The sequence below is a fragment of the Pedobacter sp. ASV28 genome (genome assembly GCF_016428855.1).
Lineage (GTDB): Bacteria > Bacteroidota > Bacteroidia > Sphingobacteriales > Sphingobacteriaceae > Pedobacter.
In genome coordinates, this window is the sequence record NZ_JAELTN010000019.1 from 26327 (window position 1) to 39336 (window position 13010).

Below are 13010 nucleotides of genomic sequence, written 5' to 3' on the forward strand. Positions count from 1 at the left end.
ACAGATTTAATAAAGGAAAATTGCCTTAGCGGGTAAAATTCATGAGGTCCATCATGCGTTTGAACGCTTCTTGTACCCTGGCTTGAATCTGAATCTGTTCGGTGGTGACGGGGTGCTTAAAACGAAGTGACGATGCATGTAATAACATGGTCTCCATTTCGAATTGTTCCTTAAAAAATCTATTCTGTTTGTTGCAGCCGTGCGGCCGGTCGCCAATAATGGGATGAAAGATGTGTGCAAAGTGTTTGCGCAATTGATGCATCCTTCCGGTTTTTGGGTTAGCTTCTACCAAACTGTAGCGTGAAGTAGGATGTTGGCCAAAAGGAATATCCATTTCGACCTGCTGTAAGGTTCTAAAAGTGGTATAAGCTTCCTGTATGGTGCCATTTTCTTTGGCCAGTGGATAATCTATTACCATTTCGGGAAGCGTAAAGCCCCTAACAATGGCCAGATAATGTTTATCTACCAAGTTTTCCTGAAACTGTTTTTGCATGGCTATTTCTACCTCTTTATCAAAGGCAAACAACAATACACCACCTGTTTTTCGATCTAAGCGATGAACGGGATTGACTTGGCGACCTATTTGATCCCTAAGCATTTGTAAGGCAAATTCCTTGGCATCGTTGGCTATTTTAGAACGATGCACCAGCAATCCGTGTGGCTTGTTAATGGCAATCAAATGCTCGTCCTGATATACAATTTCTAACACGCTGCGAAGATAGGAAATTATATCAGCGAATTTGTTTCGTGATTATCGGGTAAATAAAGTAAGACCTGCAAGGACTAGGGTGCTCATTTCTTTTTAGAGAAGTCTATTTTGTTGGCATATTTTTTCTTTATGCCTATCAAAATTACGCCATTGGCAGCTTTTGATCCATAGAGCGCTGCTGCTTTTGCATCTTTTAATATTTCTAATTTTTCTATCCATTCTGGATTGATGTCCTTTAACTGGCTATCTTTTTCCAAGATACAACTTTTATCGCCGACATAGACCACATATAAAGGTTGATTAGAGGTGTTTATCGCATGGACACCTCCTACCATTATCCTTTGTGCTTTAGATAGCTTTATCACCATATTGGCGCTGATTTCTTTTTCTATATTACTATAATTGTCCAGGTTAAAAACCAATGGGTATATGCTTTCTTCTGGAGCCATGCTTAGCATAAAATGACCACCGCTATCTGTTAAGGCGATCACATTTTTAAAGCCCTTTTGGGTAATCTTAACACCTGCTAATGGCTTGCCTGTCGTTTCGTCTATTACTTTTCCCTTTATGGTATCCAGTTTTGCTTTCTCAATTGGCTGAGACTGCTCTGTTTTTTGAACCCTTGGAAGAATGCCGTCATTGTGAACCGTAACTGGTTTTAATGCTGATGCTTTGGCAGGAGTAAAAATGCTTGCTCCCATAACAATGGGCCATAGCCAATGCCAATTAGGTTTTTGTGTAGGTGCAGTGATCTCTCGGTCGAGCTGGTTAGATAATAACCGACCGCAAACATTGTCTTTCTTTTTGGTGAAAAAATCAATCAGCTCGGCATCAGAGCGCTTGGTCAGATCTATCACATGTTTTGCGCAAGTATTACAATAGCGACCCGCTTCGGAAGGAAGCATTTCATCCCAATTTTCAGCACAAGGATTGGTAAGTAGGAGTTGTAGTTTTTTCATCTATTTATCGATGCTTAATTTCGCACCATTCCATAAATATTAATTCAATTTTTTTCATGTACAGAAATGGAAAATTTAATCCAGCTCAGATTCTGAAAGTCTCACCTTTTTTGTAAATAAACTAAATCTTATTTTAGTAGAAAAAACTACGATGATAAAAATTATAAATAGTCTATTGATACTTTTTGCCGTGTTTATGGGCTTAAAACAAGGCTACAGCATGTTTTCTGCCAAACCCGAAATGATTGAACTATTTAGCAAATGGCATTTCTCTAAAACGGCGGTTACCATTAATGGCCTAATCACCATGCTGGGTGCATTGCTTATTTTGCATCCCAAGACCTTTCTATGGGGCAACTTTATCATGGCCGCTGGCATATTGCTAATTTTGTGTTTACAATTATTGATTAAAGATTTGAAAGGTGCAGCTATCGAATTACCATTTCTGCTTCTTAATTTTGTAATTATTTACTTCCAATATCCCTTAAATAAAGTCTAATGCATCACGATATACTTCTAATATTAGCCTTACTTTTTATCGTTTTCTTATTGGTCATGCTGGCCCAAAGGATTAAGATTGCCTATCCTATTTTTTTGGTGATCGCAGGCCTTGGCATTAGTTTTATACCTGGTATACCTATTTTACATTTAGATCCCGATCTGATCTTCCTGATCTTTCTACCTCCATTGCTTTATGAAGCCGCTTGGTATACCTCTTGGAATGATTTCTGGAAGTGGAAACGACCAATTGCGTTATTGGCCTTCGGTCTGGTCTTTTTTACTTCGGTCATTATCGCCTATACTTCTACAGCATTTATTCCCGGTTTTACCCTGGCCTTAGGTTTTCTATTGGGCGGCATTGTATCTCCACCAGATGCTGTTGCTGCAGCTACCGTACTTAAGGGCATGAGTGTACCGAAGAGGATATTGACCATTTTGGAAGGGGAAAGTTTGGTCAACGATGCTTCTTCATTGATTGTATTCAAATTTGCTTTGGTGGCCGTTATGACGGGTGCATTTTCCATGCAGCAGGCCACCGGACAATTTTTTTTGGTGGCAGGTATGGGCATTGTGGTTGGCTTGGCTGGAGCGCATGTGATGTACGTGATCCATCGTTTCCTGCCTACTACACCCGCTATTGATGCCGCTTTAACGGTAATGACCCCCTATATGCTATTCTTGTCGGCTGAGCAATTTCATTTCTCCGGTGTAATGGCCGTAGTAACCGGAGGCTTGTTCATTTCTTATCGTTCGCATGAGGTTTTTCAAACCGGAAGCACCAGATTGAACATGCTTGGCGTGTGGACCACTCTGATCTTTGTCATGAATGCCTTAGTTTTTGTACTGATAGGACTGGAACTGCCCGAAATTATCCATGGTTTGGGCAATTATTCTATAAGTGATGGGATTAAATATGGTTTGATCATTAGTGGGATTACCATTCTATTGCGATTTTTATGGATTTATCCAGCGGCTTATGTGCCACGCTGGTTAAGCGCCAGTATCAGAAAGGATCCGTCGCCAGGTTGGAAAGGACCATTGGTGATTGGCTGGGCCGGAATGCGAGGCGTGGTTTCCCTGGCAACAGCACTTTCTATTCCTTTGTTAATGACTGACGGAACGGCCTTTCCACAACGTAACCTGATCATCTTTATCACTTTTGTGGTCATCTTCATTACCTTAGTAGTGCAAGGCTTAACCTTGCCTTTTGTCATCAAGTTGATCAAATTAAAAGAAATTGATGCCATTATGCGTAGTGAAGAACAGCAAGCGGGCATACAATTAAAGTTAGATGAATTGGCATTAGCAATTATTAATGAACATCATCTGAATAAAGTAAGTGAAAATGAGCTCATCGGCTTTTACAAAAGTGCTTTAGAAGACAGCATTGCCGATGGAAAAAGGCAGCTGGCATCTTTAGAATGCAATGACACAGAGATTGAAGAAATACATTTGTATCAACACGTATTATTAGAGGTTTATGCAGCACAAAGAAAGGAGCTGTTTAAGCTTCGTAAAGAAAAGTTTTATACTGACGAGGAAATTAGAAAAGCTGAACTACAGCTTGATCTTAATGAGCTAAAGATTACTGGTAGAGAACATTAAGCCAATACATATAGCACAGAAATGAAGTTTAAGTAAAGAATGAAAAAGCCGTTCTAAAGGTATTGCAATGCGCATCAACTATCACTTTGATGTCTTCTGAGTATCCGCCGCCCATGCTCACTTGCAAAGGCAGTCCGTATTTGATGCAAGTTTCAAAAACCAATTGATCTCGATGTTTGCAAGCCTGCTTACTTAAGGACAGCTTGCCAAGCTTATCGCTTTCCAGTACATCAACCCCCGATAAATAAAAAACAAAATCAGGTTGATGCGTTTCCATAAGAAAAGGTAATTTATCCTTTAAAATGGTGAGGAATTCATCATCGCTAGTCCCATCGGCCAAAGGAATATCCAAATCAGATTTTTCTTTCCTAAAGGGGAAATTCTTATCCCCGTGCATAGAGAAAGTAAATACTTTATCCTCATTTTCGAAAATTTGGGCGGTGCCGTTGCCCTGATGTACATCTAAATCAATAATTAATATACGTTTAGACAAGTTGTTATTTAACAGGTAGTAAGCTGCAATGGCCTGGTCATTCAACAGGCAGAACCCTTCCCCCCAGTTTCGGCCTGCGTGGTGTGTACCTCCAGCCACGTTAAAGGCAACGCCATTCTGTTGTGCAGCTATTGCGCCGTCAATGGTACCCTGGGCAATTCTCAATTCCCTTTCTACCAATTGGGCATCTAAAGGAAATCCAATTCTGCGTTGCTCTTTATAGGGTAGCGTCAAATCTTTTAATTGTTGCCAATAAGCCTTATCATGTGCAGCTAATATATTTATTTCTGCTGTTGGGAGAGGCTCAAACAAATTGTCCTTACCGATCGTTCCCTCGTGCAGCAATTGTTCGGGGATCAGCTCATATTTCAGCATGGGAAACCGATGACCCTTAGGCAATGGATGTGCGTATATGGGGTGATAAGCGATTTTAATCATTTCTTAAGTCAGAAGTCAGATGTCGGAAGTCCGAAGATATAGTGTTTTAAAACAATTGAACGATTTAAACAATTTTAGCAGTTAACCTTATCCTAGTATCTCCCCTACTGCTTTCCCATATTATTACTGATTTCATTCATTTTTTAAGTCAGAAGTTAGATGTCGGAAGTCCGAAGATATGGTGTTTTAAAACAATTGAACGGTTTAAACAATTTTAGCAGTTAACCTTATCCTAGTATCTGCCTTACATGCTTTTCCATATTATTACTGATTTCATTCATTTTTTAAGTCAGAAGTTAGATGTCGGAAGTCCGAAGATATAAGGTTTTAAAAAACATTAAATGATTTAAACATTTCAGCAGTTAACCTTATATTCCCCTACCGCTTTCCCATATTATTACTGATTTCATACGTTTTTTAAGTCAGAAGTTAAATGTCGGAAGTCCGAAGATATAAGGTTTTAAAAAACATTAAATGATTTAAACATTTCAGCAGTTAACCTTATCCTAGTATCTCCCCTACTGCTTTCCCATATTATTACTGATTTCATTCATTTTTTAAGTCAGAAGTTAGATGTCCGAAGATATAGTGTTTTAAAACAATTGAACGATTTAAACAATTTCAACAGTTAACCTTATCCTAGGATCTCCCCTACATGCTTTTCCATATTATCACTGATTTCATCCGTTTTTTAAGTCAGAAGTTAAATGTCGGAAGTCCGAAGATATAAGGTTTTAAAAAACATTAAACGATTTAAACATTTCAGCAGTTAACCTTATATTCCCCTACTGCTTTCCCATATTATTACTGATTTCATTCATTTTTTAAGTCAGAAGTTAGATGTCCGAAGATATAGGGTTTTAAAAACCATTAAAAGATTTAAACAATTTCAACAGTTAACCTTATCCTAGGATCTCCCCTACATGTTTTTCAATATTATTACTGATTTCATCTACCGGAAGGTCATTGGCATCGGTACCGAAAGGGTTCTCTATTTCTTCGGCAATGAGTTCTAAACTGGCCAATACATATAAGATAAAGGGTACAATTCCAATAACAAAATAGCCTAGGCTAAATACCCATCCAAAAGGCAGGGTAATCACATAAACGAAAATGAACTTTTTGATGAAGGCACTGTAGGAATAGGGAATTGGGGTATTTTTGATACGTTCGCAGGCGCCACAAACATCGGTGAACTGTGTGGTATCGTTACTTAATATAATGAGCTGTTCTGCGGAGATCTTACCCTCACGTTGTAGTTCAAAAAGCTTATTGGTCATACTTGTGGCCACCTGGTTAGGGATATGCTTACCACCATCTATTTCTATCAAGATACTGTTCTTGCCAAAATACTGCTTCTCTCTCAAATGCTCTTTTAGGGCAAAGGCATATTTGGGAATAGCATATTTGAAGAATTCTTTGTCTGTAGCGCTAAGGTTGAGGGCATTGATCCTAATGGCGAAATTTCGGCTCACGTTCACCAAAGTCCCCAGAAGTCTTCTTCCTTCCCACCATCTGTCGTAGGAAGTATTGGTCCTGAACACCAATAGCATGGAAATCACAAAACCTAAAAGATTATGCATCATGCCTACATTCTTTATATAGGTAGTTTCAGCTAATTTTAGGTAATTCAGTTCTAAATAGGCTATTATTCCAGAGAAAATGGCTACACTGATCATTAGTTTCCATAATTTCCTAATGGTATCTGCTTTATGGATATGGAAAATAAAACTGATCCACTCTTTGGGGTTATAATTAATCATCTTTTAAATAGATTTGCTTAGGGTTAATAAAAGTTCACCTGTTCTAAATACATCTTCAAAACTATTATACATAGGCACTGGGCTCAATCTAATGACATTGGGCTCCCTCCAATCGCCCAAAACGTGGTTGGTCACCAAATGGTCGAATATCTGCTTGCCATGTGTTCTGGCAATAATGGAAACTTGGGCGCCCCTGTCGTTTTCTTCTGTAGGCGTAATGATCTTGAATTGCTCAAATCCAAGCTTTTCATTTACTTGATTTACAATATAAAACAGGTAAGAAGTTAAAGTTTTACTTTTTGTTCTTAAAACCTCCATATTTCCTGCTTTTTCAAACAACTTTAGGGAAGCATGGTACAAGGCCATAGGCATTACCTGTGTGCAGCTGACCTGCCAACCGTCGGCTCCTGTTTCGGGTACAAAACCTTTCTCCATTAAAAAACGTGTGTTTTCTTGGTAGCCCCACCAACCTGCGAAGCGGTGCAGGCTTTTGTCCAAAAAATGCTTTTCGTGTACAAAAATACCACTTATACCACCAGGTCCCGCATTTTGATATTTATAAGAACACCAACAGGCAAAATCTACCCCCCAATGGTGTAACGCTAGCGGCACGTTGCCAGCAGCATGTGCTAAATCGAAACCCACTTTAGCGCCTATACCCTGCCCAGCCTTGGTAATGGCCTCCATGTCAAACCATTGTCCGGTGAAATAATTAATTCCTCCAAATAGTACCAAGGCTATTTCATTGGCATGCGCTTCAATCTTTTCTATAATGTCGACCGTCCTTAAAGTATATTCTCCTTCTCTTGGCTTAACTTCTATGATGGCATCTTTAGGATCGAAGCCATGAAAACGTACCTGGCTTTCAATGGCATATTGGTCGGATGGAAAAGCACCCGCTTCCATAATGATCTTATAACGCTTTTGGCTAGGTTGGTAAAAGCTGACCATCAGTAAATGTAGATTGACCGTTAAGGTATTCATTGGGCAAACTTCAGCCTCTTTTGCCCCCACTATAGGAGCCATTAACCTCTTTAGCTCCTTATGGTAGAACATCCAAGGCTCATCCCCTTCAAACCAACCTTCTACCGCTAGGTTTTGCCAAAGTTGAAGCTGTTGGTCAAGTACCTTTTTTGCTGATTTAGGTTGAAGTCCTAATGAATTGCCACACAGGTAGATAAATGGAGTTCCGTTTTGTTGCGGAAAAAGATATTCATTTCGCATTTCCCTTAAGGGATCTTTGCTATCCATGGATTGGGCAAAGGCCAGATGGTTTTCAAAATTCATGCGCCAATAATAATAAAAAAGCCAAAGCTTTTATTAACAGTTTGGATTTAGCTCAACTATTTTATATTCCATGTTTTATTACACAACGACAATTCGTTATGGGCAGGATGATATTTTCCCAATTTTTCTCGGTTGCAATGAACATTATTTTTCTTTTGATGTTGTTTAGTTATGAATATAGAATTACGAAAACTTACCATTGACGATTATAATGATTTAAGGGAATCGATGCAGCAGGCCTATTTGGATAGTGGTAACGGAGTTTGGAGCAAGGCAAAAATCCAAAACCTACTCAACATTTTTCCTGAAGGTCAGCTTTGTATTTCGGTAGATGATAAAGTGGTGGCCTGCTCATTATCCATCATTGTAGATTATGATATTTTTGGAGATAACCATACCTATGAACAGATTACCGGAAAATATACCTTTTCTACACATACTGCAAAAGGCAATGTACTTTATGGCATAGAAATATTTGTTCATCCCGATTATAGGGGATTACGGTTGGCCAGAAGGTTATATGAAGCCAGAAAAGAATTATGTGAACTGTTAAGTTTGGAAAGTATTATTGCGGGTGGAAGAATACCGGGGTATCATCAATATGCGGAAACTTTAAATCCGAGGCAATACATCGATAAGGTGAAGGCAAAGGAGCTATATGATCCTACCCTGAGCTTCCAGATTTCGAACGATTTCCACGTTCGTAAAATTTTAAAAAATTACCTGCCTGGAGACCTGGAATCAAAGGAATATGCCACCTTAATAGAATGGAATAACATATATTATCAGGATAACGTATCTGCCCGATCTGCTAAAACGATTAGGTTGGGCTTGGTACAATGGCAAATGCGATTATTTGCAGATTTGGATGCTTTTTATGAACAGGTAGAATTTTTTGTAGATGCGGTTAGCGGATATAAGTCTGATTTTATCATGTTCCCCGAATTTTTCAATACCCCACTGTTGCAGCCTTATAATCATTTGCCGGAAATGGAAGCCATGCGGAAATTGGCCGAAAAAACAGAGGAAATTGTTCATAAACTACAAGAATATGCCGTGTCCTATAATGTGAATATCATTTCTGGTAGTATGCCGATTATAGAGAATGGTAAATTGTATAACGCCACTTATTTATGCCATAGAAATGGATTAACAGAAGATTATAGGAAGATACACATTACCCCCAATGAACAAAAGTATTACGGCATGAGCGGTGGGGATAAAATCGGCGTATTTGATACCGATTGTGGCAAAATTGGAATCTTGATCTGTTATGATGTAGAGTTTCCTGAGCTCAGCAGGATCTATGCCGATCAGGGAATGCAGATTTTGTTTGTTCCTTTTTTAACAGATACACAGAATGGTTATACCCGAGTAAGACATTGCGCACAGGCAAGGGCCATAGAGAATGAATGCTATGTGGCCATTGCAGGTTGTGTGGGTAATTTACCAAAGGTGAATAATATGGATATACAATTTGCACAATCTGCAGTGTTTACCCCCTCAGACTTTGCTTTTCCTACCAATGCGGTGAAGGCAGAAACCACGCCCAACACGGAAATGATGTTGGTGGTTGATGTGGACCTGCACTTGCTGGATGAATTACATCACTTCGGGACCGTCAAGATTCTTAAGGATAGACGTAGGGATTTATATGAGGTAAAATTGCTTAAATAAGGTGAGCTTAGGCGAAATCAAAAAAGTACAGTTTTGAGTTTACTCATTTTTGCCTTAATGGCTCGCTGAGCCTGACAAAGGTCTACAAGATTTAGGACATCCTATTCTTTTTGAAAAGCTATTGGTGGGGACACCAATAGCCCCTTTTTGGGTTTTGCTGTATCAGCCCATAATCACCTCCAAAATGTTGGCGTCCTTACCACGTATATAACCATATGGTAAAAGTAGGCTTGTTATGCAGCTTTTGCCACACAACACTTACTTTTGTCAGATATCCTTCCTGAAAAATATGAACCACAGAATCAATAAAATGATGACGGCTATGGGAATGATCCATTTCATGGCCTGCCCTGCTCCCTTGTTATCGGGCTCGTTTACCGTGGGCCCCGGTCCAGGGTCTGATTGATGTGCTCCATAATTGGTTTCTACAGGATGAGTAGGTTTATTAGGATCCTCGGTATGGTTTGGGCTTGAATTTTCCATGATGTTTCACATTTAGTTTTTGATGTTGCTTGTTGATTATGCTATGAAGTAACAAACAGTACGGTCAAAAGTTTTTCTGTTAAAAGCCTATCTTTGTACTTCGATGTTCAGTAATGCTGCAAAATATAGTCAAATGATCAAGGCCGAGGCGCTACGCTTGGGCTTTATGGCCTGTGGCATTAGTAAAGCCGAATTTCTGGAGGAAGAAGCTCCCCGACTGGAAAGTTGGCTGAACAATAACCATCATGGTGAAATGGGCTATATGGAAAATCATTTTGATAAGCGGCTTGATCCCAGAATCTTGGTAGAAGGTGCCAAGTCTGTCGTTTCGCTCACCCTGAATTATTACAGTGATGAAAAACAAAGTGATCCTGCAGCTCCAAAAATCTCCAAGTATGCTTATGGGATGGATTATCATACGGTGATCAAGGAGAAGTTGAAGGCGTTGATGGCTTATATCAATGCGCACATTGGTGAAGTAGGCGGCCGTTGCTTTGTAGATTCGGCTCCGGTAATGGATAAGGCCTGGGCGCAAAAATCGGGCTTGGGTTGGCGCGGAAAGAATTCCAATCTGATTAGCAAGAAAGCGGGTTCGTTCTTCTTCTTGGCAGAATTGATCATAGACTTGGAGCTTGAATATGATAGTCCCTTTGTTACCGACCATTGCGGCTCGTGTACCCGTTGTATAGATGCCTGCCCTACTGATGCTATTGTGGCGCCCTATCAGGTCGACGGAAGTAGATGCATTTCTTATTTAACAATTGAGCTGAAAAACGAAATCCCCATAGCATTTAAGCAAAAAATGGACAATTGGATGTTTGGCTGCGATATATGTCAAGATGTTTGTCCATGGAACCGTTTTGCTGTACCTCACCAGGAAGAATATTTTAAACCAGCGGCAGAGTTGCTCCAGCTCAACCAGCAGGACCTGATCGAAATGACCGATGAGGTATTTGCCAAAGTATTCAAGAACTCGGCGGTTAAACGCACAAAGTATAGTGGACTGAAAAGGAATATCGAATTTTTACATCAAATTTAGGTTAAAAGTATGCGTAGAATGGTATTTTTATGGGGTTTGGTAATGATGTTTAACTTACCGTTACAGGGCCAGATGCTTCGATTGAAAGCCCGTTCTGACCAAGCATTGAGCGGAAGTGCTTTTGCGAAATCTATAGCAGATACCAGTCTATCTTTAGCGAATAGGGAAGCATTGATCTTCAAGGAAATTAAGGAAGGAAATGTTCCTGATTTTTTAAGAAAACTAAGTGTGGTGAAATTAACGGATACAATTGAGGGCAAGGTTTACATTTTAGCATGTGAGGTATTGCCCGATTATTTGGCCATCGGTAATAATGAGGATTATTTCTATATTCCCACTACGCCTATGCTAGCCCAAAAAATCGCCAATCTTACCCATACAGTTTTACCTACCCGTAAGCTGGTCGACTTGATCTATCAACAGGCCAAGATTAAATTGATGCCGCAACCTATTCCTCCAAGTATGTCGATGACAAGTGTACCTGTCTTTATGGCCCATAATGCTATGGTTTTAGCGCAACTGGCTCCATTTAATACAGCGCATTTGAATTCGGCGTTAACGGCCGGAAATAAAAAGGATGTGATCATTTCCAATAAGATCTATGGTGAAAAAACACCAAGGGTGGTCATTTATGGATGGCATCAATTAGACGGCAAGCCTATTCAGCCGGTTTACAACAAACATACTCATACTTGGGCCGATTATAGCCATGGCATACGTTTGGTGCTAAATAAAGTTCGGCTAAATGGTCGTGTGGTCGCTATTAAGAAATTATTGAAAGACCCCATTTTGGCCGAACTTTTAAGTGATGAAGGCATGATAGCCAAACCTGCCTATCCTATAGATTGATCATAACAGTTCTTTAGGCTTTAAGGGCAAAAATTTTATCCATCAATAACCATTTCTCCCCAGGTTTTGCCATAGGCAGTGCCTGCTGGTATTTCCACATCAGCTCTTCCCATTCCTGTACTTTAGGGTTGCCAATATCGGCCATTGTTTTGTATGAAAAGGAAAAATCATCCTCCGTTTCCATGATCATGAAAAGACGGTTGCCTAACCTATAAATCTCCATGCTTTGCACGCCTGTTGACAAGATACTTTGTGTTATTTCTGGCCAAATGGCTTGATGGTAGGCTTCGTATTGGGCAATCAGTTTTTCGTCATCCTTTAAGTCGAGGGCTAAGGCATATCTTTTCATCTTGAATAAGCTTTTGCAATTTGCTGTGCCTTTCCCAATCCGTCAATACCATAGGCTACCACATCGCCAGGTTTAAGGAACCAAGGTTCTGGTCGTTGACCTTGTCCCACCCCTGCCGGTGTACCTGTGGTAATCACATCTCCGGGTAAAAGGGTCATAAACTGGCTAATATAACTCACCAAAAAGGCAACATCAAAAATCATGTTGTGGGTATTTCCATCCTGCAAGATTTTTCCGTTCACACTGAGCCAAAGCCTTAGCTGTTGTACATCTTTAATTTCATCTTTGGTAGCCATGAAAGGTCCCATTGGGGCAAAGGTATCACAGCTCTTGCCTTTTACCCATTGTCCGTTACGCTCCAACTGAAAAGCCCTTTCACTATAATCGTTGAGCAATACATAACCCGCAATGTACTCTTGTGCTTCTTCTACCGTTACGTATGCCGCTCTTTTCCCGATCACTACGGCCAATTCTACTTCCCAATCCGTTTTGGAGCTGTCTTTGGGAAGAACCAGCTCATCATTCGGTCCTACAATGGCTGAAGTAGATTTGAAAAATAAAATGGGTTCTTTGGGCAAGGGAGAATTTGTTTCTGCCGCGTGATCTTTATAGTTCAGGCCTACACAAACGAGCTTTGAGGGTCTGGCCAAAGGTGAACCCAAACGTTGCGTTTTCGAAATCTTAGGCAGATCGTCCCTTAAAATCACTTTTTCAAGTAGATTTAGTCCACCATTTTCAAAAAAGGCTTCATTGTAATCCTGTACATGGGCGGATACATCATAATATTCATCATTTAAGATAATCCCTGGCCTTTCCTTTCCATAAGGTCCAAATCTGATCAGTTTCATTTGCGGTTTG

13 protein-coding genes are annotated in these 13010 nt (G+C 39.9%); 5 read left to right on the plus strand and 8 right to left on the minus strand.

Annotation, left to right across the window (positions count from 1 at the left end; genetic code table 11):
- Positions 1–25: 25 nt before the first annotated feature.
- Positions 26–709, minus strand: coding sequence for a pseudouridine synthase (locus tag JHD79_RS08985; protein ID WP_199118895.1), 684 nt, complete (start codon positions 707–709; stop codon positions 26–28).
- Positions 710–792: 83 nt separating this feature from the next.
- Positions 793–1668: a carboxypeptidase-like regulatory domain-containing protein gene (locus JHD79_RS22745; protein WP_233164620.1), complete on the minus strand. Its 876-nt coding sequence runs from the start codon at positions 1666–1668 to the stop codon at positions 793–795.
- A gap of 151 nt (positions 1669–1819) precedes the next feature.
- Between JHD79_RS22745 and JHD79_RS08995 the strand changes: the two genes are divergently transcribed.
- Both JHD79_RS08995 and JHD79_RS09000 read left to right on the plus strand, forming a co-directional pair.
- On the plus strand, positions 1820–2167 hold the full coding sequence (locus JHD79_RS08995; RefSeq protein WP_199118896.1) for a hypothetical protein: 348 nt from the start codon (positions 1820–1822) through the stop codon (positions 2165–2167).
- Positions 2167–3774, plus strand: coding sequence for a Na+/H+ antiporter (locus JHD79_RS09000; RefSeq protein WP_199118897.1), 1608 nt, complete (start codon positions 2167–2169; stop codon positions 3772–3774). The genes JHD79_RS08995 and JHD79_RS09000 overlap by 1 nt, the downstream gene beginning before the upstream one ends.
- 28 nt (positions 3775–3802) lie before the next feature.
- On the opposite strand, the gene JHD79_RS09005 is transcribed toward JHD79_RS09000, so the two are convergent.
- The 3 genes from JHD79_RS09005 to kynU form a co-directional block, all read right to left on the minus strand.
- The gene (locus tag JHD79_RS09005) at positions 3803–4705 is read right to left on the minus strand and encodes a histone deacetylase (RefSeq protein WP_199118898.1); all 903 of its coding nucleotides are present in this window, start codon (positions 4703–4705) and stop codon (positions 3803–3805) included.
- A gap of 902 nt (positions 4706–5607) precedes the next feature.
- Positions 5608–6468 carry a bestrophin family protein gene (locus tag JHD79_RS09010; protein WP_199118899.1) on the minus strand — a complete coding sequence of 287 codons (861 nt, stop codon included), beginning with the start codon at positions 6466–6468 and terminating at the stop codon, positions 5608–5610.
- A 3-nt stretch (positions 6469–6471) separates the two neighbouring features.
- Positions 6472–7755: a kynureninase gene (kynU, locus tag JHD79_RS09015; protein WP_199118900.1), complete on the minus strand. Its 1284-nt coding sequence runs from the start codon at positions 7753–7755 to the stop codon at positions 6472–6474.
- A 171-nt stretch (positions 7756–7926) separates the two neighbouring features.
- Here kynU and JHD79_RS09020 point away from each other — a divergent pair, with 171 nt between their 5' ends.
- Positions 7927–9432 (plus strand): carbon-nitrogen hydrolase family protein, encoded by a 1506-nt coding sequence (locus JHD79_RS09020; protein WP_199118901.1) that lies wholly within the window; start codon positions 7927–7929, stop codon positions 9430–9432.
- 267 nt (positions 9433–9699) lie between these two features.
- Here JHD79_RS09020 and JHD79_RS09025 read toward each other — a convergent pair whose 3' ends face one another.
- Positions 9700–9915 (minus strand): hypothetical protein, encoded by a 216-nt coding sequence (locus JHD79_RS09025; RefSeq protein WP_199118902.1) that lies wholly within the window; start codon positions 9913–9915, stop codon positions 9700–9702.
- Between the two features lie 103 nt (positions 9916–10018).
- Between JHD79_RS09025 and queG the strand changes: the two genes are divergently transcribed.
- Positions 10019–10954, plus strand: coding sequence for a tRNA epoxyqueuosine(34) reductase QueG (queG, locus tag JHD79_RS09030; RefSeq protein WP_199118903.1), 936 nt, complete (start codon positions 10019–10021; stop codon positions 10952–10954).
- Positions 10955–10972: 18 nt separating this feature from the next.
- Entirely contained in the window at positions 10973–11803 is an 831-nt protein-coding gene (locus JHD79_RS09035) for a hypothetical protein (RefSeq protein WP_233164621.1), read from the plus strand.
- 13 nt (positions 11804–11816) lie between these two features.
- Here the strand turns inward: JHD79_RS09035 and JHD79_RS09040 are convergent, their stop codons facing one another.
- Both JHD79_RS09040 and JHD79_RS09045 read right to left on the minus strand, forming a co-directional pair.
- A complete protein-coding gene (locus JHD79_RS09040) occupies positions 11817–12152 on the minus strand; it encodes an L-rhamnose mutarotase (protein ID WP_199118905.1) in 336 nt (111 codons plus the stop codon).
- Positions 12149–13000 (minus strand): fumarylacetoacetate hydrolase family protein, encoded by an 852-nt coding sequence (locus tag JHD79_RS09045; RefSeq protein WP_199118906.1) that lies wholly within the window; start codon positions 12998–13000, stop codon positions 12149–12151. The genes JHD79_RS09040 and JHD79_RS09045 overlap by 4 nt, the downstream gene beginning before the upstream one ends.
- Positions 13001–13010: the final 10 nt, after the last annotated feature.